22 protein-coding genes and 1 other RNA gene are annotated in these 21,564 nt (G+C 56.4%); 13 read left to right on the top strand and 10 right to left on the bottom strand.

Translation table 11 applies throughout. The features are described from left to right. Nucleotides 1–37: 37 nt before the first annotated feature. From USH94_RS15665 to ubiU, 3 genes are all read right to left on the bottom strand, one after another. Nucleotides 38–1,045, bottom strand: a complete 1,008-nt coding sequence (locus USH94_RS15665) for a luciferase-like monooxygenase (RefSeq protein WP_111964958.1) — start codon at nucleotides 1,043–1,045, stop codon at nucleotides 38–40. Between the two features lie 78 nt (nucleotides 1,046–1,123). Then, nucleotides 1,124–2,002: a U32 family peptidase gene (locus tag USH94_RS15660; RefSeq protein WP_111964957.1), complete on the bottom strand. Its 879-nt coding sequence runs from the start codon at nucleotides 2,000–2,002 to the stop codon at nucleotides 1,124–1,126. Nucleotides 2,003–2,009: 7 nt separating this feature from the next. Continuing rightward, nucleotides 2,010–3,005 carry a ubiquinone anaerobic biosynthesis protein UbiU gene (ubiU, locus tag USH94_RS15655; RefSeq protein WP_111964956.1) on the bottom strand — a complete coding sequence of 332 codons (996 nt, stop codon included), beginning with the start codon at nucleotides 3,003–3,005 and terminating at the stop codon, nucleotides 2,010–2,012. A gap of 211 nt (nucleotides 3,006–3,216) precedes the next feature. Between ubiU and ubiT the strand changes: the two genes are divergently transcribed. Both ubiT and USH94_RS15645 read left to right on the top strand, forming a co-directional pair. Continuing rightward, the gene (ubiT, locus tag USH94_RS15650; protein ID WP_024906374.1) at nucleotides 3,217–3,741 is read left to right on the top strand and encodes a ubiquinone anaerobic biosynthesis accessory factor UbiT; all 525 of its coding nucleotides are present in this window, start codon (nucleotides 3,217–3,219) and stop codon (nucleotides 3,739–3,741) included. After that, the gene (locus USH94_RS15645) at nucleotides 3,735–4,238 is read left to right on the top strand and encodes a GNAT family N-acetyltransferase (RefSeq protein ID WP_111964955.1); all 504 of its coding nucleotides are present in this window, start codon (nucleotides 3,735–3,737) and stop codon (nucleotides 4,236–4,238) included. The genes ubiT and USH94_RS15645 overlap by 7 nt, the downstream gene beginning before the upstream one ends. Here the strand turns inward: USH94_RS15645 and USH94_RS15640 are convergent. Further along, nucleotides 4,225–4,554 carry a GIY-YIG nuclease family protein gene (locus tag USH94_RS15640; protein ID WP_111964954.1) on the bottom strand — a complete coding sequence of 110 codons (330 nt, stop codon included), beginning with the start codon at nucleotides 4,552–4,554 and terminating at the stop codon, nucleotides 4,225–4,227. The two genes, USH94_RS15645 and USH94_RS15640, sit on opposite strands and share 14 nt — an antisense overlap. Nucleotides 4,555–4,568: 14 nt before the next feature. On the opposite strand from USH94_RS15640, the gene USH94_RS15635 reads away from it, so the two are divergent. After that, entirely contained in the window at nucleotides 4,569–5,003 is a 435-nt protein-coding gene (locus tag USH94_RS15635) for a YhbP family protein (RefSeq protein WP_008501485.1), read from the top strand. Here USH94_RS15635 and USH94_RS15630 read toward each other — a convergent pair. Beyond that, nucleotides 4,983–5,501, bottom strand: a complete 519-nt coding sequence (locus USH94_RS15630) for a type 1 glutamine amidotransferase domain-containing protein (RefSeq protein ID WP_111964953.1) — start codon at nucleotides 5,499–5,501, stop codon at nucleotides 4,983–4,985. The two genes, USH94_RS15635 and USH94_RS15630, sit on opposite strands and share 21 nt — an antisense overlap. Before the next feature lie 128 nt (nucleotides 5,502–5,629). On the opposite strand from USH94_RS15630, the gene USH94_RS15625 reads away from it, so the two are divergent. Continuing rightward, entirely contained in the window at nucleotides 5,630–6,274 is a 645-nt protein-coding gene (locus USH94_RS15625) for an NAD(P)H-binding protein (protein WP_111964952.1), read from the top strand. Nucleotides 6,275–6,313: 39 nt separating this feature from the next. Then, the gene (locus USH94_RS15620; RefSeq protein ID WP_111964951.1) at nucleotides 6,314–7,351 is read left to right on the top strand and encodes a permease; all 1,038 of its coding nucleotides are present in this window, start codon (nucleotides 6,314–6,316) and stop codon (nucleotides 7,349–7,351) included. Nucleotides 7,352–7,401: 50 nt separating this feature from the next. Here the strand turns inward: USH94_RS15620 and dolP are convergent, their stop codons facing one another. From dolP to USH94_RS15600, 4 genes are read right to left on the bottom strand one after another with little or no spacing between them, the layout of a single operon-like run. Beyond that, nucleotides 7,402–7,977 carry a division/outer membrane stress-associated lipid-binding lipoprotein gene (gene dolP / locus USH94_RS15615; protein WP_111964950.1) on the bottom strand — a complete coding sequence of 192 codons (576 nt, stop codon included), beginning with the start codon at nucleotides 7,975–7,977 and terminating at the stop codon, nucleotides 7,402–7,404. A gap of 9 nt (nucleotides 7,978–7,986) precedes the next feature. After that, on the bottom strand, nucleotides 7,987–8,577 hold the full coding sequence (gene diaA / locus USH94_RS15610; protein WP_003861754.1) for a DnaA initiator-associating protein DiaA: 591 nt from the start codon (nucleotides 8,575–8,577) through the stop codon (nucleotides 7,987–7,989). A gap of 21 nt (nucleotides 8,578–8,598) precedes the next feature. Beyond that, nucleotides 8,599–8,994 carry a YraN family protein gene (locus tag USH94_RS15605; RefSeq protein WP_111964949.1) on the bottom strand — a complete coding sequence of 132 codons (396 nt, stop codon included), beginning with the start codon at nucleotides 8,992–8,994 and terminating at the stop codon, nucleotides 8,599–8,601. Continuing rightward, nucleotides 8,952–11,129, bottom strand: coding sequence for a penicillin-binding protein activator (locus USH94_RS15600; protein ID WP_111964948.1), 2,178 nt, complete (start codon nucleotides 11,127–11,129; stop codon nucleotides 8,952–8,954). Before USH94_RS15600 ends, USH94_RS15605 begins: the two co-directional genes overlap by 43 nt. 62 nt (nucleotides 11,130–11,191) lie before the next feature. On the opposite strand from USH94_RS15600, the gene rsmI reads away from it, so the two are divergent. After that, on the top strand, nucleotides 11,192–12,055 hold the full coding sequence (rsmI, locus tag USH94_RS15595; protein ID WP_111964947.1) for a 16S rRNA (cytidine(1402)-2'-O)-methyltransferase: 864 nt from the start codon (nucleotides 11,192–11,194) through the stop codon (nucleotides 12,053–12,055). Between the two features lie 155 nt (nucleotides 12,056–12,210). Here the strand turns inward: rsmI and garD are convergent, their stop codons facing one another. After that, on the bottom strand, nucleotides 12,211–13,782 hold the full coding sequence (garD, locus tag USH94_RS15590; RefSeq protein WP_111964946.1) for a galactarate dehydratase: 1,572 nt from the start codon (nucleotides 13,780–13,782) through the stop codon (nucleotides 12,211–12,213). A gap of 374 nt (nucleotides 13,783–14,156) precedes the next feature. Here garD and garL point away from each other — a divergent pair, with 374 nt between their 5' ends. The 7 genes from garL to tdcD all read left to right on the top strand — a co-directional run bounded on the left by garL (nucleotide 14,157) and on the right by tdcD (nucleotide 21,554). Further along, entirely contained in the window at nucleotides 14,157–14,927 is a 771-nt protein-coding gene (garL, locus tag USH94_RS15585; protein WP_111964945.1) for a 2-dehydro-3-deoxyglucarate aldolase, read from the top strand. Nucleotides 14,928–14,948: 21 nt separating this feature from the next. After that, a complete protein-coding gene (gene garR / locus USH94_RS15580) occupies nucleotides 14,949–15,839 on the top strand; it encodes a 2-hydroxy-3-oxopropionate reductase (protein WP_111964944.1) in 891 nt (296 codons plus the stop codon). 59 nt (nucleotides 15,840–15,898) lie between these two features. Then, nucleotides 15,899–16,275, top strand: an RNA gene (gene rnpB / locus USH94_RS15575) — RNase P RNA component class A. 687 nt (nucleotides 16,276–16,962) lie between these two features. After that, nucleotides 16,963–17,883 carry a transcriptional regulator TdcA gene (gene tdcA, locus USH94_RS15570; RefSeq protein ID WP_111964943.1) on the top strand — a complete coding sequence of 307 codons (921 nt, stop codon included), beginning with the start codon at nucleotides 16,963–16,965 and terminating at the stop codon, nucleotides 17,881–17,883. A 101-nt stretch (nucleotides 17,884–17,984) separates the two neighbouring features. Then, a complete protein-coding gene (gene tdcB / locus USH94_RS15565) occupies nucleotides 17,985–18,974 on the top strand; it encodes a bifunctional threonine ammonia-lyase/L-serine ammonia-lyase TdcB (protein ID WP_111965010.1) in 990 nt (329 codons plus the stop codon). Nucleotides 18,975–18,983: 9 nt separating this feature from the next. Further along, nucleotides 18,984–20,315 carry a threonine/serine transporter TdcC gene (gene tdcC / locus USH94_RS15560; protein ID WP_111964942.1) on the top strand — a complete coding sequence of 444 codons (1,332 nt, stop codon included), beginning with the start codon at nucleotides 18,984–18,986 and terminating at the stop codon, nucleotides 20,313–20,315. Between the two features lie 30 nt (nucleotides 20,316–20,345). Beyond that, the gene (tdcD, locus tag USH94_RS15555) at nucleotides 20,346–21,554 is read left to right on the top strand and encodes a propionate kinase (protein WP_111964941.1); all 1,209 of its coding nucleotides are present in this window, start codon (nucleotides 20,346–20,348) and stop codon (nucleotides 21,552–21,554) included. Nucleotides 21,555–21,564: the final 10 nt, after the last annotated feature.

Raw genomic sequence — 21,564 nt, 5'->3', positions numbered from 1 at the left:
CGGCCCTCTCCCATAGGGAGAGGGTGAAAAGCAAAAACTACCCCACCAACTCCTCTTTCACCTGCATCGCCAGCTCAAACGAGTGCAAACGCGCCTGGTGATCGAAAATCTGGCCGTTAACCATAATTTCATCCGCCTGCGTTTCGCGCAGCACCGCCTCCAGCCCGTGACGCACTTTCGCTTTATCGCCTACCAGCGACATGCTCAGCGCCTGCTGCACGCCATACTGTTCGGAGGCTGACCACAGCTGATGCATATTCTCCACCGGTGGCGGAAGCTGGCCCGTTTCACCGCGACGCAGCTTCACAAACGCCTGCTGTATGGAGGTAAACAGGAATTCCGCGTCGCGATTGCTGTCGGCGGCAACGATGTTGATACACACCATTGCGTACGGCTTCTCCAGACGCTCGGACGGTTTGAAGTTCGTGCGGTAGAGATGCAGCGCCTGATGCAGCATATCCGGCGCGAAGTGCGAGGCAAATGCAAACGGTAGCCCCAGTTGGGCGGCAAGCTGCGCGCTGTAGAGGCTCGAGCCCAGCAGCCACACCGGGATCTTCTCGCCGTAGCCCGGTACCGGACGCACGTGCGGGTTCGGATCGCGCGCGTCGAACCAGTCCACCAGTTCGGCCACGTCGCGCGGGAAGTTGTCGATATCGCCGCTCATATGGCGACGCAGGGCACGCATAGTCGGCTGGTCGCTGCCCGGCGCACGGCCAAGCCCTAAATCGATACGGCCCGGATAGAGGGTATTCAGGGTGCCAAACTGCTCGGCGATCACCAGAGGAGCGTGGTTTGGCAGCATCACGCCGCCGGATCCCAGGTGCAGTGTGGTAGTGTTTGCCGCCAGATAACCAATCAGTACCGAGGTGGCGGCACTGGCGATGCCCACCATGTTGTGGTGTTCGGCCAGCCAGTAGCGGTGATAGCCACGCTTTTCGGCCAGCTGAGCCAGATCCAGAGAGTGCGAAAAGGCTTCTCTTGCCGAGGAGCCTTGTGGGATCGGCGCCAGGTCCAGCACCGAAAACGGAATGGTTTTGTCAGTCATAACAGCTCACTTTGTCGACGGTGAATCTTTAATACTGCATTAAAAAATGATAACCGTTGTTAACAAAGTGAGCCTTTTTTAGGCCTGAAGTTCCAGTCCTGCGAGCCGTCGCCAGTAGCCGTTACAGTCGCTGTTTGCCGTAAGCGGCAGCGGAGCAGCACCGTTTTCGTTGGCGCGGAAGGCATCCAGCATCGCAAACACGCCGTTATCAAGCGGTGACAGGCGCACCATATCCACCAGCCCGTCCATCGACGCCAGCTCGTTGCCGAGGTTATAGACATAGCCGCTCATGGTCTGAATGCCGTTGAGAACAAACACCTGCTGGTTCTCCTGGGACAGCATGCTGCGTCCGTTTGGGTACTTAATACAGCAGGTTTCGCACTCGTCTTTTGGACGGTCTTCCGAGCGTGCGGTAAAGCAGCGGGCGGAATAGGCCAGCGGCAGATGCCCGTAGCTCAGCACTTCCACTTCAAACTTGTTACGAATGCCCAACTCTTCGCACTGGGTCAGCAGGTTTGCCAGCCAGTCGCGGGAGAGCTCAACAGGCATACACCAGCGCGTCATCCCCTGTTTGAGCAGCAGGCGCAGGGTCACGGCGTTATAACAGTTCAGGGCATGGCCCGCGACAAACGGCAGCCTGCGTTCGGCGCACATGTTCACCACGCCGAGATCGCTCGCCTCCAGCAGGAACTCGCCGTTCTCTACGTAGCGTTTCAGCTCGCCCAGTTCAGAAGAGGCCTGCACCAGCGCGAGCGTGGAGAGCACGACCTGTTTGCCGCTGCCGGCCAGGTTTTTCGCCATATCAAGCCAGTCGCCCACTTTGGTGGCGCGGCGTTTGCTACACACCGCTTCGCCGAGGTAAATCACATCGGCGCTGCTGGAGGCAGCCTGTTGGTAAAAATCTTCCAGCGTCTCTTTTGGCCAGTAATAAAGCACCGGCCCTAATGAATATTTCATGATTTTCTCACTGCCATTTACGGTGATACGCGCCCAGCGTGGTTTGCGTGCCTTCGGACATCGATCCGAGCGTTTCCATCCAGGCCTGCTGCGGGGCGTAGTTCTGCGGGTCCGCTATGCAGCGGTCGATGGCCTGACGCCACACTTTCGCCACCTGGCTCACGTAGGCCGGGCTGCGCTGGCGACCTTCGATTTTCACCGAGGCAATATTGGCCGCCAGCAGTTCAGGCAGCAGCTCGAGCGTATTAAGGCTGGTAGGCTCTTCGAGCGCGTGGTAGCGCTCGCCGTCGACCAGATAGCGGCCTTTACACAGCGTCGGATAACCGGCGTTTTCACCATCCTGATAGCGGTCAATCAGTACCTCATTCAGACGAGATTCCAGCCCCTGCGGCGTTTGCTGCCAGCGAACGAAGCGGGCAGGGGAGCAGGCCCCGACGGTATTCGGTGACTCTCCGGTCAAATACGAGGAAAGATAGCAACGGCCTTCGGCCATAATGCACAGGCTGCCAAAGGCAAAAACTTCCAGCGGCACTGGCGTGACGCGCGCGAGTTGCTTAACCTGATGAATAGAGAGCACGCGCGGCAGCACCACGCGGGCCACGTCAAAGTTTCGGTGATAAAAACGCACGGCCTCTTCGTTGGTGGCAGATGCCTGAACAGAGACGTGGCGCTCAATATGGGGATAGCGTTCTGCCGCATACTCAAGCATAGCGAGGTCGGCCAGAATCAGCGCATCGGCACCCAACTGTGCCGCCATATCCACCGCGCGCTGCCAGCGGGCGTAGCCGTCAGGATGAGCAAAGGTATTGATGGCGATATGCAGCTTGCGGCGGTGCTGGTGAACGAAGTTAACGGCTTCCTGAAGCTTTTTCTCCGTAAAGTTGAGGCCAGCAAAATGGCGGGCGTTGGTGTCATCTTTCAGCCCGATATAGACCGCATCGGCCCCATTTTCGATGGCCGCCTTAAGCGCCGGAAGATTTCCGGCTGGGCAGAGCAGCTCCATAATTTATCCTGATGTTGTCGATCGCAAAAATGTTAACGAGCTGGGATTTTAATTAACCCATACGCGACAATTTTTGATTTAAGGCAGCTAATGGCGTATTGATGGCACCAATAATGAGGTACGACGGACGATGGTTTGTTGATTTACGCCGCTATGTTGCGCTTCGGATATGGCAAAATAGCAGGACTATAGATATCAGGGAGTAAAGCTCGTGCTGGATAAACTGCGTTCACGTCTCGTACAATTTGGTCCATCAATGCTGAGCGTGCCGGTCAAGCTGGCGCCGTTCGCGCTTAAACGCCAGGTGCTGGAGCAGGTCCTGAGCTGGCAGTTCCGCCAGGCGCTGCAGGATGGTGAGCTGGAGTTCCTGGAAGGACGCTGGTTAAGCATTGAGGTGCGTGACATCGGGCTGCGCTGGTTTACCTCCGTTGAGAATGACCAGCTCATCGTCCGCGAAACCGCCGAGGCGGATGTGAGCTTTAGCGCCAATGCCAGCGATCTGCTGATGATCGCCGCGCGCAAGCAGGATCCGGACACGCTCTTCTTCCAGCGCCGTCTGGTGATTGAAGGCGACACGGAGCTGGGCCTGTACGTGAAGAATTTAATGGATGCCATTGAGCTGGAGCAGATGCCGAAAGCGCTGCGCGTGATGCTAATGCAAATGGCAGATTTCGTTGAGGCCGGGCTGAAAACCCCGCCGGACGGTAAACACACTTCAGTAGGTGAGCCATGCTGATTCGAGTCGAAATTGGGATTGATGCGCCGGGGATCGATGCGTTGTTGCGCCGAGCCTTTACGAGCGATGCCGAAGCCCAACTGGTCCACGATCTTCGCGAAGACGGCCTGATTACGCTGGGGCTGGTTGCCACCGATGATGAAGGTCAGGTGGTGGGCTATGTAGCCTTCAGTCCGGTAACCGTTCAGGGCGAAGAGCTGCAGTGGGTCGGTATGGCGCCGCTGGCGGTGGATGAAAACTATCGCGGGCAAGGGCTGGCGCGTCAGCTGGTCTATGAAGGGCTGGATTCGCTCAATGAGTTCGGCTATGCGGCCGTTGTAACGCTGGGCGATCCGGCGTTCTATGGCCGTTTAGGCTTCGAGCAGGCCGCGCGTTACGATCTGCGCTGCCGCTGGCCGGGTACGGAATCCGCTTTCCAGGTACACCGTCTGGCGGACGACGCGCTTAACGGCGTCAATGGGCTTGTCGAGTACCACGACCATTTCAACCGCTTTTAATCAGGCTCTCGCGTAGCGCCTCAAAGGAGCCGTCTCCGGTCACGAGGCGCTCTTTCTGGCGCTTCGTCAGCTGCTTGATGCGGTATTCCAGCCTGAGTGCCAGCGATCGGTCGCCGACCGCTGCTGAGAAGGCGAGCTGTAATTCTCCTTTTCCCCGCAGCGCTTTTGCCCCTTTCCCCGTTTGATGTTGTAAAAAACGCCGCCCCACATCGGTGGTGATCCCGGTGTAGAGTGCGTTATCAGCGGTTCGGACAAGATAGAGAAACCAGCACACGGTAAACAGATTCAGTATGTTAAGGTGAACGCACCATAGCATGAGAGAGAACGAAAATGGAAACACTGGCCGCCATTAACCGCTGGCTGGCGAAGCAGCACGTCGTCACCTGGTGCGTCTACAGCGAGGGTGAGATGTGGTGCGCAAACGCGTTTTACTACTACGATCCTGAGCGCGTCGCGTTTTATGTTATGAGCGAAGACAAAACGCGCCATGCGCAGATGACCGGCCAGCAGGCTAAGGTCGCGGGCACGGTGAACGGCCAGCCGAAAACGGTCGCGCTGATCCGCGGCGTGCAGTTTAAAGGGGAGATCCGTCGTCTGGACGGAGAAGAGAGCGACGCGCGTCGTAAGCATTACACGCGCCGCTTTCCGGTTGCCGCTGCGCTAAAAGCCCCGGTGTGGGAAATCCGCCTCGATGAGCTGAAATTTACCGACAACACCCTGGGCTTTGGCAAGAAGCTGCACTGGTTACGCGCCGAGCAGGCGTAGCGCTTCGCGGTTAAACGCCGGGAGATCGTCCGGGGTCCGGCTGGTGATCAGCTGGTCTTTGTCGTTGACCACCTCCTGATCGTAAAACTCAGCACCCGCGTTTTTGAGATCGATAACGATCGGTTTCACCGCCGTAAGCTTACGCCCTCGGACCACTTCTGCGCTGATGAGCAACTGCGGGCCGTGGCAGATGGCAAAGACCGGTTTGCCGGTAGAGACAAAGTCCCGGGTAAAGGTCACGAAACGCTCGTCCCCGCGCAGGGAATCCGGTGAGTGGCCGCCGGGTAACAGCAGGGCGTCGAAATCTGAGGGGCTAACGTTGTCGATGGTCTCGTCGATGGTCACGCTGGCCTCGCCCTTATGGCCTGTCACCGTTTTGCCCGCCTCTCTTTCAATGGTGATGACCTCATGTCCCGCCTTGCGGAACGCCTCTGCAGGAGAGGTGAATTCTGAATCTTCAAACTCGTCGGTAATCAAGACTGCGATTTTCTTGCCCATGCTTCCTCCGTTGTTTTGGCTTCAGACTGATTTTTCTCCGCTTGTGGTAAATACTTACCTGTAACAGACTTCTAAGTGTGGTCGACGACGCTGAGTTCGCAAACGGACAATTCTGTAAAGGGGATAAGATGAGTCAGGTATTGATTACGGGTGCTACCGGGTTAGTGGGCGATCACCTGCTGCGGCTGCTGATTCAGGATCGCCGCGTGAACTACATCGCCGCCCCGACGCGTCGACCGCTGGCGGACATTTCCGGCGTCTTTAACCCGCACGATCCTCAGCTGACGGATGCTCTGGCGCAGGTGCAGGATCCGATTGATATCGCCTTTTGCTGTCTGGGCACCACGCGGCGGGAGGCGGGGAGCAAAGAGGCATTTATCCACGCCGACTACACGCTGGTGGTAGACACCGCGCTCACGGCGAAAAAGCTGGGGGCCAGACATTTTCTGGTGGTCAGCGCGCTGGGCGCCAGTGCCGGATCGCCTTTCTTCTACAACAAGGTGAAGGGTAAGATGGAGGACGCGCTGATTGCGCAGAAATGGGAGCAGCTGACGATTGTGCGCCCCTCGATGCTGATCGGCCACCGGGACGAGCGCCGCTTTAACGAGTCGATCATGGCCCCGCTGTTTCGCATCCTTCCCGGCAACTGGAAAGCCATCGAGGCGCGGGACGTCGCGCGTGCGCTGTTAAAAGAGGGACTGGCCCCGTCGAAAGCGGGCGTAAACATTATCCCTTCGGCAAAACTGCGTGAAATCGCGCAGGGCGAGGCGTAAACTCCCCCGGCTAATAACTCATACTCTCCGGGGAATGCTATGACTGGTCAGTCTTCATCTCAGGCGGCAACACCTGTTCAATGGTGGAAGCCCGCACTCTTTTTTCTCGTGGTCATTGTTGGCCTCTGGTACGTGAAATGGCAGCCGTACTACGGTAAAGCCTTCACCGCCGCCGAAACGCACAGCATCGGTAAATCTATTCTCGCTCAGGCTGATGCCAGCCCGCTTCAGGCGGCGTGGGACTATGCCATGGTCTACTTTCTTGCCGTCTGGAAGGCCGCGGTCTTAGGCGTGATCCTCGGCTCACTGATTCAGGTGCTGATCCCGCGCAACTGGCTGGTGAAAACCCTTGGACAGCCGCGCTTTCAGGGTACGCTGCTGGGAACGATCTTCTCCCTGCCGGGGATGATGTGCTCCTGTTGCGCCGCGCCTGTGGCTGCCGGGATGCGTCGCCAGCGCGTGTCGATGGGCGGCGCGCTGGCGTTCTGGATGGGCAACCCGCTGCTCAACCCGGCAACGCTGGTGTTTATGGGCTTTGTACTGGGCTGGCATTTTGCGTTCATTCGTCTGGTGGCCGGACTGCTGACCGTGCTGGTGGTGGCGACGCTGGTGCAGAATCTGGTGAAGGATAAGGCGCCAGAGTCCGCGTCTGTTGAGCTGGACGTTAGCGAGCCGCAGGGCGGTTTCTTCGCACGCTGGGGCAAGGCGCTATGGCAGCTTTTCTGGAGCACCATCCCGGTCTATATCCTGGCGGTACTGGTTCTCGGGGCGGCGCGCGTCTGGCTCTTCCCGCATGCGGATGGCGCTATCGATAACACGCTGTTGTGGGTCATTGCGATGGCCGTTGCAGGCTGCCTGTTTGTGATCCCTACAGCCGCAGAAATTCCCATTGTTCAGACCATGATGCTGGCCGGTATGGGCACCGCGCCGGCGCTGGCATTGCTCATCACGCTGCCTGCCATCAGCCTGCCGTCGCTGATTATGCTGCGTAAGTCATTCCCGGCGAAAGCGCTGTGGCTGACCGCAGGGCTGGTGACGTTGAGCGGGGTGATAGTGGGGAGTATTGCGTTGATGTGAAAAAAAGCCCGGTGGCGCGAGCGCTCACCGGGCTTACAGTCGGGTGTAGCTTACTTGATGTAAGTAAACGCAGTAGTGACGTGCTTCACGCCGCTCACCCGGCTGGCGATATCGGCCGCCGCTTTCCCTTCACGTTCGGTCACCAGACCCAGCAGGAACACTTCACCGTTTTCTGTCGTCACCTTCACGTTGGAGGATTTCACCTGGTCCGAGCCCAGCAGCTGGGAGCGTACTTTGGTGGTGATCCAGGTATCGGAAGAGGCATCACCCAGGCCAATTGGCTTGCCCTGACGCACTTCGTTAAACACCTCAGTGGTCCCTTCTACGCCCATCGCAATCTGTTTCGCACGAGAGGCGAGCTCCAGATTCGGTGCCTGACCTGCCAGCAGCACTTTGCCCTGATAAGCCGTCACGTTGATACGCGCTTCTTTCTTGATTTGTTCGTCTTTCGACAGCGCACTGTTGACGCGCAGCTCCAGCGTACCGTCATCCACCTGCGTTCCGACGGTTCGCGGATCGGTTGCCGCTTTGGTGCCTACCGCGGCGGTACCCACAACGGCCGCAGCGATACATCCCTGAAGCAGTAATGCAGACATAAGGACTGCGAGGGTCGATAAAGCCTTCATAAGAACTCCTTAATCATCCTGGTGAGGGAAAAGCGTGTTATCGATCAAGTCACATAAGCAGTTCACCGTGAGCATATGCATCTCCTGAATACGTGCGCTCCGGTGAGAAGGAATGCGGATTTCCACATCCTGCGGCCCAAGCAGACCCGCCAGCTCACCCCCGTCATAGCCGGTTAAGGCCACGATTGTCATGTCGCGGGTGACGGCAGCTTCAACGGCTTTGACAATATCCCGGCTATTGCCGCGCGTGGAGATGGCCAGCAGCACATCTCCGGCGTGACCCAGGGCTCGCACCTGCTTTGCGTAAATTTCGTCATGCAGACGATCGTTAGCAATCGCCGTTAAGACCACATTATCGGTATTAAGTGCAATGGCGGGTAAACTCGGGCGTTCTGTTTCAAAGCGATTGATCATGCTGGCAGCAAAATGCTGTGCGTTGGCGGCTGACGTGCCGTTGCCACAACAGAGGATTTTGTTGCCGTTAAGCAGGGATTGCACCAGCGTCATTGCGGCACGCGAGATAGCATCCGGAAGGGCTTCCGCCGCGGCAATCTGAGTCTGGATGCTTTCTGTGAAGCACACTTTAATTCTTTCGAGCACGTTATCCCTTTTAAATCTTAATTATGCGTCTTCGCCAAAAGCGTTTTTAAGCCATTCGATCTCATTTCCGGTGAAGGCTATCACATCGAACCGGCAATCCACAGTATCAAAACTCCCATTATGGCGGGCAAGCCACAAGTGGGCAGTCTGTAATAATTTATGTTGTTTGGCGAGCGTCACGCTGGCGGCAGCACCGCCAAAACGAGAGGACTGTCGAAAGCGGACTTCTACAAACACGGTGACCTGACCGTCTTTCATGATCAGGTCGATTTCGCCGCCGCGCCCGCGGACGTTGGCGGCGATAAAACGCAGTCCTTTGCCTTCAAGCCAGCGACGCGCCTTTAATTCCCACGCATCGCCGGTCTCTTTTCGGCTTAACTGGCCGGGACGATCTGCCCCTGCTGGTATTTGAGCCATGATAACTTCCTGTTGATCACGCAGTCCTGGGTGGCGGTCAGATCGCCGGTATTGCCGTTAAGCTCAAAGCCCGGCACCTGGCGCATCTGGGTAAAGTGGTTCGCCAGCGCCCATGCATCGACACCCATCGCATACAGACGCGCCAGAGAATAATCGTTACGTACGGCACTCAGCGCCTGCTGCATCAGCGCCGGATTGCTGCCAGCCAGCATCGGGATTTCGCTGTACTGCAGACCGTCCATTTCCAGACGGAAATCCGGGCCGGCGGTGCCCTGCGCGCTGCGTGAGCTGGCGTAGAGCGTTGCGCCGCTCTGGCTGCCGTTACGCATCGCGATCATCGGTTTGATAAAGGCGATCTCCTGCGGCGTGGCAACGATATAGGCCGCATCCACTTTACCGCCACCGCTAATCTGTGCGTCGGTAGGCGGGGCCGGGATCGTCAGGCCGCCAATCGTCACGCCCTGCTGCTGCGGCAGGCTCGCGGTGACAGGACTGCCGTTAAGCGCGATACCCGCTCCACCGTTTACGCCCGCACGCAGTTCAGAGACGGAGCCGAATTTCTGCTGCAGCACGACGCCGCCGCCCAACTTCTGCCACTCATCGGCAAAGGCATTCGCCACGCGATCGCCCAGCGCGCTGCGTGGGATGAGCAGCAGCGGAGCCTGCTTACCTTGCTCGTGAATATGACGCGCCGCATCGCGGGCTTCATCTTCAGGGGAAAGCGCGAAGTAGCAGATATTGGCCCGGTTCTGAACCTGCTCAGGCTGGTTGAGCGCCAGCACGTTCAGCGTGGTATTGCTCTTCATCAGCTCTTCCACGTTGTTTTTCAGCAGCGGACCGACAACGATGCTCGCCCCGTCCTGTTGAACCTGAGCCAGAACCTGGTCAAGCGGCTGCGAGCTGGTGTCGTAAATTTTCACCTCAGCGCCCGGGTTGGCGCTGGTGGTTGCTACGGCCTGCGGCTGATCGGCAGGCTGGGCCGCGGGTTGTGCAGTCTGCTGCTGAGGCTGTTCTGCCGTTGCGTCAGGTGCTGGTGCCGCTTGGGTCTCGGCCGGAGCCTGGGGCGCAGGTGCTGCCGTAGCTGGTGTTGTTGTAGCCGGTGCAGCTGTAGCCTGAGGCGTCGTCGGGGCCGTCACCGGGTTTTGCATCGTGCCCTGCGCCGGAGCTTGCGCTGTGGTCAGGTCGCTGGTCTCGGCGGCGGATGGGCTGACAACATCACTCACGTTAGCCGCCTGGGCTGCCTGAGCGGGAACTGCGCTGCCGGTTACCGACGTAGTACCGTTTTTCGCTGCTTCAAAGCCCTGCTGAATGGTACGGCCAAACACCGCCGCCTGGCCGTTGAGCGGCAGAAGCAGGGCGATTTTGCTGGTGGACGCTGGCTTAAAGTTCTGTACGTTCACCAGCTGGGTTGGCAGCATTTTCGCACCCGGGTTTTGCGGGTAGCGTGTCTGCCAGTCCGTAATACCGGCTTTCAGCATCTTTGGATCGCTGCGGTTGTTAAACCACATCTGCTGCAGATCCAGCCAGCCCTGAAGAACGTTTTCATCGGCGTTGATGACCAGAGCCTGCGCCTGTTCCTGCGTCATCGAAGCCAGCGCTTGCCAGGTGGCATCAATATTTTTCTGCTTTTCGGCACCGCCGAGCAGCGGCTCTTGCGCGATGAGGGCGCGGAGCAGCGTCAGGGAAGGGCGCCCCTGCTCAGCGGTAATGCCCGCCTGCCAGAAGCGAGCCTGCTGGTTTTTATCCAGCGCGCTCACGTCAATGTCCCCGAGGATCTTCTTCGCGGCGGCGTAATCTTTCAGCGCGACCTTCAGCTCGGCAGAGAGCAGGCTCTGCTCGCGACGCTGGGCGTCGTTAAGATCTTTCGGCAACTGGTTAAACAGTTCGGCAGCCTGCTGGGTTTTACCCTCTTTCAGCAGTGCACGAATGGCGAGTAATTGCCAGTTGGTCTTGGTATCATTTGAACTCTGCGACATTTGCTGCAGATAAAAGCCAGAATCAGCCTGAGCAGAACCCTGAAGATGGGCGGTGCTCTGGTCAGGTGCCTGGGTGCCACAGCCTGCAAAGATCAGGGCTGCCAGCAGAAGCGGCACGCTGCGCGTGGCTTTTTTTCGAAGAAACGTTAACGGTACCATACTGTATCCAGTGATTTTTTTTACGCAATGCTCAATATTAAATCGGCAATACGGACGAAACAATGAAACAACACGAAACGGCAGATAATTCTCAAGGCCAGCTTTATATTGTACCTACTCCTATCGGGAATTTGTCTGATATTACCCAACGTGCGCTCACCGTACTGCAAGCTGTTGATTTAATTGCTGCTGAAGATACCCGCCACACCGGCCTGCTGCTGCAACATTTCGCGATTAACGCCCGTTTGTTTGCTCTGCACGATCACAATGAGCAACAAAAAGCCGAAACGCTGGTGGCGAAGCTGAAAGAGGGGCAGAACATTGCTCTGGTCTCCGACGCCGGTACGCCGCTGATCAACGATCCCGGCTATCACCTGGTGCGTACCTGTCGCGAAGCCGGTATTCGCGTTGTGCCGCTGCCCGGGCCGTGCGCCGCGATTGCTGCATTAAGCGCTGCAGGTCTGCCGTCTGACCGTTTCTGCTATGAAGGCTTCCTGCCTGCCAAATCCAAAGGCCGCCGCGACGTCTTAAAAGACCTGGAAGCGGAACCGCGCACCCTGATTTTCTACGAATCCACGCACCGCCTGCTGGAGAGCCTGGAAGATATGGTGACCGTCTGGGGAGAAGGCCGTTACGTGGTGCTGGCGCGCGAGCTGACTAAAACCTGGGAAACCATCCACGGCGCACCGGTGGGCGAACTGCTGGCGTGGGTGAAGGAAGACGAAAACCGCCGCAAGGGTGAAATGGTGCTGATTGTCGAAGGGCACAAGGCGGAAGAAGACGCGCTTCCTGCCGACGCGCTGCGCACGCTGACGCTGCTGCAGGCGGAACTGCCGCTGAAGAAAGCCGCTGCGCTGGCGGCAGAAATTCACGGCGTGAAGAAAAATGCGCTGTATAAGTATGCGCTGGAGCAGCAGGGGGAGTAAGGCATCCCCTGCCGGTTTTTGCCGGGTGGCGGCTACGCCTTACCCGGCCTACGGATCGTTATGTGTCTTTTAGCTAGCAGGTATCGCCTCAACCTGGAAGGTTTGCGGCTTGTCCGACGGGTTACCTCAATGCGGGATAGATGTGGGACGGAAAATCACGTCACCGGTGCCGGGTTGAACACCGCCAGTTGGTTATGTAATCCCCATTGATCGGAGAAGGTTTTCTTCCGCCCGCTGGCGACATCCAGAATGAAGTGGAACAGCTTCCAGCCCACGTCCTCAATACTCTCTTCTCCGGTCGCGATAGTACCCGCGTTGATGTCCATTAAGTCATACCAGCGGTTTGCCAGCTCGGTGCGTGTCGCCATCTTGATCACTGGTACCGCCATCAGGCCGTACGGCGTGCCGCGCCCGGTGGTAAAGACCTGCACCGTAATGCCGGACGCGACCTGCTGCGTGCCGCAAACGAAATCGCTGGCCGGCGTTGCCGCGTAAATCAGGCCGCGTTTCGTCGGGCGCTGGCCCGGAGAGAGCACTTCCACAATCGCGCTCTGCCCGGATTTGGCAATCGAACCAAGGGCTTTTTCCACCACGTTTGCCAGGCCGCCTTTCTTGTTGCCTGGAGACGGGTTGGCGCTGCGGTCGGTTTTGCCCATCTCGAGATAGCTATCGTACCAGGCCATCTCCTCAAGCAGACGCTTGCCGACCTCTTCATTAACGGCGCGCGGCGTCAGCAGATGGATGGCGTCACGCACTTCGGTCACCTCGGAGAACATCACCGTTGCGCCGCAGCGAACAAGCAGATCGGACGCAAAGCCCACCGCCGGGTTGGCCGTCACGCCGGAGAAGGCATCGCTGCCGCCGCACTGGGTTCCGACCACCAGCTCCGACGCCGGACACGTTTCGCGCTGGCGGCGGTTGAGTTTGTCCAGATGTCGCTCTGCCACCTGCAGAATGTCATCGACCATTGAGCGGAAACCCACGTGGCGCTCGTCCTGCAGGCGCACGATGCTGGCCTCGTCTGCCGGGATGGCTTTGACATCCTCGGTCCCCTGAAGCAAGCGTTCTGGCTGCAATTTTTCACAGCCGAGGCCAATGACCATCACCTCACCGCCAAAGTTCGGGTTCAGGGCGATATTGTGGATGGTCCGGATAGGCACCACGGCAGCGGGCGCGTTAATCGCCACGCCGCAGCCATAGAGGTGGTTCAGGCCAACCACGCCGTCGACGTTCGGATATTTCGGCAGCAGATCGCGTTCGATGATTTTCACCACGTAATCCACTACGCCCGCCACGCAGTGTACGCTGGTGGTAATGCCGAGCAGATTTTTAGTGCCGACGCTGCCGTCCGCGTTGCGGTAGCCTTCGAAGGTATAGCCCTCCAGCGGAGGAAGCGGTTCCGGCACGCGGGTCGCCAGGGGCAGCGTATTCAGCGGCGGTGCTTCCGGAAGCGCCACCAGCGACTCCTCAACCCAGCTCCCCTGTGGTATAGAGCGAACGGCATAGCCGATGACTTCACCGTAACGTACGATTTCGCTGTTAGCAGGGATATCCACCAGGGCGACTTTATGTCCCTGCGGAACATGCTCAATCAGTTCCAGCCCGTCCGGAAAGCGGGTTCCCGCTTTTAAGCCATTGTCGTTGACGATAATCGCCACGTTATCGGCGTCGTGAACTTTTATATAAAACGCCGTCGGCGGTGCCTGTCGAATTTCAATGTCGGCCATTGTTCAGTATTCTCCAGCAAAAAGTCTGATAATAAATTCAGCCATTTTTCTAATGGTAGAAATAAATACGCGGCTTTCAGAAATAAAGCATGTCAGTAGAATGAATAGCAAAATGTGATCCCGATCGCTTCAGAACCCGTAATCCTTGATTCTGTGCATTAGCGCCCAGTGCTTTGTGCATATGCAAAAATTTTTATCAAAAAATAGCGTAATACCTGAGCATTAAAACAATGTGCGGTCGTGGATTGCATCTTATACTGAATGACGATTTTATTACGCCAGAATATGTCCGAATAATAAATATCATGATGGCGCGGTGTCTGAATAAATAAAATGATGCTGAAAAAGGCTGCGGAATTAAAAAGGTAAATACGATGAATAACGCTATCTTCCCGAATAAATTTAAAGCGGCCCTCGCGGCACACCAGATTCAGATTGGCTGCTGGTCCGCGCTGGCAAATCCTATCAGCACCGAAGTGCTGGGCCTGGCTGGTTTCGACTGGCTGGTGCTGGACGGCGAACATGCGCCGAACGATATCAGCACCTTTATTCCGCAGCTGATGGCGCTTAAAGGCAGCCACAGCGCCCCTGTAGTGCGTGTCCCCACCAACGAGCCGGTGATTATCAAGCGCCTGCTGGATATCGGCTTCTATAACTTCCTGATCCCGTTTGTGGAGACGGAAGAACAAGCGGCACTGGCCGTAGCCTCTACGCGCTATCCGCCAGAAGGGATTCGCGGCGTTTCCGTTTCGCATCGCGCCAATATGTTTGGCACCGTGCCGGACTACTTCGCGCAGTCCAACAGCAACATCACCATTCTGGTTCAGATTGAGAGCCAGCAGGGCGTTGATAACGTCGATGCGATTGCAGCCACCAACGGCGTGGACGGTATCTTCGTTGGCCCAAGCGATCTGGCTGCCGCCTTTGGCCATCTGGGTAATGCCAGCCACCCTGACGTGCAGCGCGCGATCCAGCACATTTTTGCCCGTGCTAAAGCACACTGCAAACCGTGCGGCATTCTGGCACCGGTTGAGGCTGACGCCCGTCGCTATCTGGAGTGGGGAGCCACGTTTGTTGCCGTCGGTAGCGACCTCGGCGTATTCCGCTCGGCCACGCAGAAATTAGCCGACGCTTTTAAAAAATAACCATCATTGAGGAAACAGATTATGACGCTGAAAGTGGGTTTTATTGGCCTGGGCATCATGGGTAAACCAATGAGTAAGAACCTCATCAAAGCGGGTTACTCACTGGTGGTATCCGATCACAATCCGCAGGCCGTGGCAGAGGTGATAGCGGCTGGCGCTGAAACGGCCACCACCGCTAAAGCCATTGCCGAGCAGTGCGATGTCATCATCACCATGCTGCCTAACTCCCCGCATGTCAAAGAGGTTGCGCTGGGTGAAAACGGCATTATCGAGGGCGCGAAGCCTGGCCTGGTGCTGATCGATATGAGCTCTATCGCACCGCTTGCAAGCCGTGAAATCAGCGAGGCGCTAAAGGCAAAGGGTGTCGATATGCTGGATGCGCCGGTCAGCGGCGGTGAGCCGAAAGCGATCGACGGCACGCTGTCGGTGATGGTCGGCGGTGATAAAGCCGTTTTCGATAGATACTACGACCTGATGAAAGCGATGGCGGGCTCCGTGGTGCACACGGGAGAGATTGGGGCGGGTAACGTGACCAAGCTGGCAAACCAGGTGATTGTGGCACTCAACATTGCCGCCATGTCTGAAGCACTGACGCTGGCAACCAAAGCGGGCGTCAATCCGGACCTGGTCTACCAGGCTATTCGCGGTGGTCTGGCGGGCAGCACCGTGCTGGATGCCAAAGCGCCAATGGTCATGGATCGCAATTTCAAACCCGGTTTCCGCATTGACCTGCATATCAAAGATCTGGCGAACGCTCTTGATACCTCCCACGGCGTGGGCGCGCAGCTGCCGCTGACCGCGGCGGTCATGGAGATGATGCAGGCGCTGCGTGCCGATGGCCTGGGCACGGCAGATCACAGCGCGATTGCATGCTATTACGAAAAACTGGCGAAGGTGGAAGTGGCGCGTTAATCACGGCTTTCCCATACCTGAGGGTGACAGCGGCGTGCAAACCCTCTATACTGCGCGCCGAAGCTGACCAGACAGTCGCCGCTTCGTCGTCGTCCCTTTCGGGGGAGACGGGCGGAGGGGAGGAAAGTCCGGGCTCCATAGGGCAGGGTGCCAGGTAACGCCTGGGGGGGAAACCCACGACCAGTGCAACAGAGAGCAAACCGCCGATGGCCCGCGCAAGCGGGATCAGGTAAGGGTGAAAGGGTGCGGTAAGAGCGCACCGCGCGGCTGGTAACAGTCCGTGGCACGGTAAACTCCACCCGGAGCAAGGCCAAATAGGGGTTCACATGGTACGGCCCGTACTGAACCCGGGTAGGCTGCTTGAGCCAGTGAGCGATTGCTGGCCTAGATGAATGACTGTCCACGACAGAACCCGGCTTATCGGTCAGTTTCACTTCTTAAAAAACCCCGCTTCGGCGGGGTTTTTGCTTTCTGAATGTTGCTGGTCGGGTAAGCGCTGCGCCGCCCGGCAACCGAACAAACGACATCAATTCTCATATTTGCGACATTAAGCACATTTCACTGTTTTTATCCCCACAGTATCGCTCCTGCGTCTATAGACGATCGCCATCACAAAATTTCACGCTAAAGAATGCACGATTTTCAGTATTGAAAATTTGTTATGATTGTTATCTTAATGATCGCGAAACTTTTCTCGTTTGATATGCATATATTTAAATCAAATACATTTCTCCCGTGAATATGTGACGTATTCCACTCTTTTCCGCAAGCCTGAAAATTCGCGTTAGAAAAACTTGATAAATTGAAAGAATGTTTCAAACAAATAGCGGTTATTTATTGGCCTTTAATTGCCTGAAATATCGTCTTTATTGATTTTTTCCGGACGGCAAAATTTATCCGGGTTATCGCCATAAAATTAATTTATTACCGCTATTTTTGTTGATCAATATCAGCGTAGTAGCATATTTATATCGTTGTATGCTAATGAAATATAAAGATTTTATTTTGTTTTTGGTGTGTGGGTTAAAGGGTCGGGAAAGCAAATTGTGAGTAACAGCACATACCCCTTTAAAGATTATTGAGTAGAATTCACCCCGTCATAGGGAAATAAGCGCAGAATATTATGAACACTATTATTCTACCGAAAACACAGCACCTCGTGGTATTTCAGGAAGTCATTAAAAGTGGCTCCATAGGTTCTGCAGCAAGACAGCTGGGCCTGACGCAACCTGCCGTCAGCAAAATCATCAGCGATATTGAGACCTACTTCGGCGTGGAAGTGATGGTGCGTAAAAACACCGGCGTAAAACTCACTGCCGCGGGCCAGGTTCTGCTCTCGTACTCAGAGTCGATCACCCGCGAAATGAAAAACATGGTGAGTGAAATTAACAGCCTGAGCTTCAGCACCGTTATGGACGTCTCCTTTGGTTACCCGTCGCTAATCGGCTTTACCTTCCTGTCTGAGATGATCAAAAAATTCAAGGAAGTGTTCCCGAAAGCACGCGTCTCGATGTATGAAGCCCAGCTCTCATCTTTCCTTCCGGCCATTCGCGACGGTCGTCTGGATTTCGCTATTGGCACCCTTAGCGATGAAATGTTGCTTCAGGATTTGCACGTCGAACCGCTGTTTGAGTCCGAATTTGTGCTGGTCGCCAGTAAAACGCGAACGTGCACCGGCCCGACGACACTGGCATCGCTCACGCATGAGCAGTGGGTGATGCCGCAAACCGATATGGGCTACTACAAAGAACTTCTGACCACCCTGCAAGACAACCACATCAGCATCGAAAGCATCGTCCAGACCGATTCGGTCGTCACCATTTATAACCTTGTCCTGAATGCCGATTATCTGACGGTGATTCCCCGCGACATGATTGCGCCATTCGGGTCCGATCAATTTATTGTGCTGCCTGTGGAAGATGAATTACCCGTGGCGCGTTATGCCGCCGTGTGGTCAAAAAATTACAGGATTAAAAAATCGGCGTCAGTATTAGTTGAGCTTGCAAAACAGTATTCGTCGATGAATATCGAAAGACGACGATGAATAATTAGTATCTATTTTAAAACACCCAGCGCGTTAACGTGTTAACGCGCTGACACCCTTGCTTTGCCTGAAAAAGAATGAATTATTATAACGAGGATATTATGCATATTACCTACGATCTCCCTGTAACCATTGAAGATATTCAGGACGCCAGAAAACGACTGGCAGGAAAAATATATAAAACCGGTATGCCGCGCTCGAATTATCTCAGCGAACGCTGTAAGGGCGAAATATTCCTGAAGTTCGAGAACATGCAGCGTACCGGCTCGTTTAAGATCCGCGGCGCGTTTAACAAATTAAGCTCACTGACCGACGCTGAAAAACGTAAAGGCGTTGTCGCCTGCTCCGCGGGGAACCACGCGCAGGGGGTGTCTCTCTCCTGCGCCATGCTTGGCATCGACGGCAAAGTGGTGATGCCGATGGGGGCGCCGAAGTCTAAAGTGGCCGCGACGCGCGACTACTCGGCGGAAGTCGTGCTGCACGGCGAGAACTTCAACGACACCATCGCCAAAGTCAGCGAAATCGTCGAGATGGAAGGGCGTATTTTTATTCCCCCTTACGACGATGCCAAAGTCATCGCCGGGCAGGGCACCATCGGTCTGGAAATTCTTGAAGATTTATATGACGTGGATAACGTCATTGTGCCTATCGGCGGCGGTGGACTAATTGCTGGGATTGCAACGGCAATTAAATCCATCAATCCCACCATTAATATCATCGGCGTACAGTCTGAAAACGTGCACGGAATGGCGGCCTCCTGGCATGCCGGAGAAATAACCAACCATCGCGTTACCGGCACGTTAGCCGACGGTTGCGATGTCTCTCGTCCGGGGAAATTAACCTTTGAGATCGTTCGTGAACTGGTCGATGACATTGTGCTGGTGAGCGAAGACAACATTCGCGACAGCATGATCGCGCTTATTCAGCGAAATAAAGTGGTGACAGAAGGTGCCGGCGCGCTGGCCTGTGCCGCGTTATTAAGCGGCAGGCTTGATCACTATATTCAGGGTCGTAAAACCGTCTGCATTATTTCCGGCGGCAATATCGATCTCTCCCGTGTTTCCCAAATTACCGGCTTCGTTGACGCATAAAGGTGACCTATGAGCAACACAGAAAGCATTATCGTTGGCCAGACAAAAACGTCCTCCTGGCGTAAGTCTGATACCACCTGGACGCTTGGCCTGTTTGGTACCGCCATTGGCGCAGGCGTGCTGTTCTTCCCCATCCGCGCGGGCTTTGGCGGATTAATCCCCATCCTGCTGATGCTGGTTCTCGCGTTCCCGATTGCGTTTTACTGCCACCGCGCGCTGGCGCGTTTGTGTCTTTCCGGCAGCAACGTCTCAGGCAACATCACCGAAACTGTGGAAGAGCACTTTGGTAAGACGGGTGGGGTGGTCATTACGTTCCTCTACTTCTTCGCCATTTGCCCGCTACTGTGGATTTACGGCGTCACCATTACCAACACCTTTATGACCTTCTGGGAAAACCAGCTCCAGCTGCCTGCGCTGAACCGCGGCGTGGTGGCGCTGTTCCTGCTGCTGCTGATGGCCCTTGTTATCTGGTTTGGTAAAGACCTGATGGTGAAGGTAATGAGCTTCCTGGTGTTCCCGTTTATTGCCAGCCTGGTGCTGATTTCCCTGTCGCTGATCCCTTACTGGAACTCAGCGGTGATCGACCAGGTCAACCTGAGCGATATCGCCTTCACCGGCCATGACGGCATTCTGGTCACGGTGTGGCTGGGGATCTCCATCATGGTCTTCTCCTTCAACTTCTCGCCTATCGTCTCCTCTTTCGTGGTCTCCAAGCGCGAAGAGTACGAGCCTGAGTTCGGAAAAGAGTTCACCGAGCAGAAATGTTCCAAAATCATCGGCCGCGCCAGCCTGTTGATGGTGGCCGTGGTGATGTTCTTCGCCTTTAGCTGCCTGTTTACGCTCTCTCCGCAGAACATGGCGGACGCCAAGGCGCAGAACATTCCGGTGCTCTCTTACCTGGCGAACCACTTTGCGTCAATGTCCGGGACAAAATCGACGTTCGCGACGGTGCTGGAATACGGTGCCTCCATCATCGCGCTGGTTGCTATCTTCAAATCTTTCTTCGGTCATTACTTGGGCACGCTGGAAGGGCTGAATGGCCTGATCCTCAAGTTCGGCTACAAGGGCGACAAGAAGAAAGTCTCTGTTGGCAAACTGAACACCATCAGCATGGTGTTCATCATGGGCTCCACCTGGGTTGTGGCCTACGCCAACCCGAACATTCTCGACCTTATTGAAGCCATGGGGGCACCAATCATCGCCTCTCTGCTGTGCCTGCTGCCGATGTATGCCATCCGCAAAGCACCGGCGCTGGCAAAATACAAAGGGCGTACCGAGAACGTCTTCGTTACCGCGGTCGGCCTGCTGACCATTCTGAATATCGTTTACAAACTGTTCTAAACCATTGCTCAGGAAGAGCGGAGTCACATAATGATTGAGTTTCCGGTTGTACTGGTTATTAACTGCGGATCGTCCTCTGTTAAGTTTTCGGTGCTCGACGCCAACAGCTGCGATGCCCTGATGACGGGCATTGCAGAGGGGATCAACACCGAGAAGGCCTTTATTTCCGTGAACGGGGGTGAGCCGGTCAGGCTGGCTCACCAGGACTACGAAGGGGCGCTGGCTGCCATCGCCCTTGAGCTGGAGAAGCGTAACCTGATGAGCAGCGTGGCCTTAATTGGCCACCGTATTGCGCACGGGGGAAATCTCTTTAGCGAGTCGACCCTGATCACGGAAGAGGTGATTGAGCAGATCCGCCAGGTCTCCCCGCTGGCACCATTGCATAACTACGCCAACCTGAGCGGTGTGGAAGCCGCAGAGCACCTGTTCCCGGGCGTGCAGCAGGTGGCGGTATTTGATACCAGCTTCCACCAGACGCTGCCGCCGCAGGCGTATCTGTACGGATTGCCGTACCGCTATTTTGAAGCGCTGGGCGTGCGCCGCTACGGCTTCCACGGCACATCTCACCGCTACGTGGCCGCGCAGGCGCATACGCTTCTCGGGCTGTCCCCCGATGACAGCGGCCTGGTGATTGCCCATCTCGGCAACGGGGCGTCCATCTGCGCGGTGCGCAACGGCGAAAGCGTCGACACCTCGATGGGGATGACGCCGCTGGAAGGGCTGGTAATGGGGACGCGCTGCGGCGACGTGGACTTCGGTGCGATGGCGTGGATTGCCCAGCAGACCGGCCAGTCGTTAGAGGATCTGGAGCGCGTGGTCAATAAAGAGTCGGGATTGCTTGGGATCTCCGGCATCTCCTCCGATTTACGCGCGCTGGAGAAAGCCTGGCACGAAGGCAATGAGCGGGCGCAGCTGGCAATACACACCTTTGTTCACCGCATTGCGCGACATATCGCCGGGCACGCGGCGTCGCTGCACCGCCTGGATGGGGTAGTCTTTACCGGCGGCATTGGTGAAAACTCGAAGCTTGTCCGCGCGCTGGTGGCGGAACATCTGAAAGTCTTCGGCATCATCCTCAACGACGCTAAAAATGCCCTGCCTGGCAGCGCGGGTGAGCGCGTGATCTCCACCGAATCGTCCCGCGTGGCCTGCGCGGTGGTCCCTACCAACGAAGAAAAAATGATCGCGCTGGACGCCCTCCGTCTTGGGAAGGTTACCCCGGCTGCGGCTTACGCCTGATAAAGCGAGA

Origin of the sequence: Enterobacter sp. 148H3 (assembly GCF_034107425.1) — a bacterium.
GTDB classification, from domain to species: domain Bacteria; phylum Pseudomonadota; class Gammaproteobacteria; order Enterobacterales; family Enterobacteriaceae; genus Enterobacter; species Enterobacter vonholyi.
Note: the sequence above shows the minus strand (reverse complement) of the source record. Positions and strands in the feature narration are given on the sequence as shown.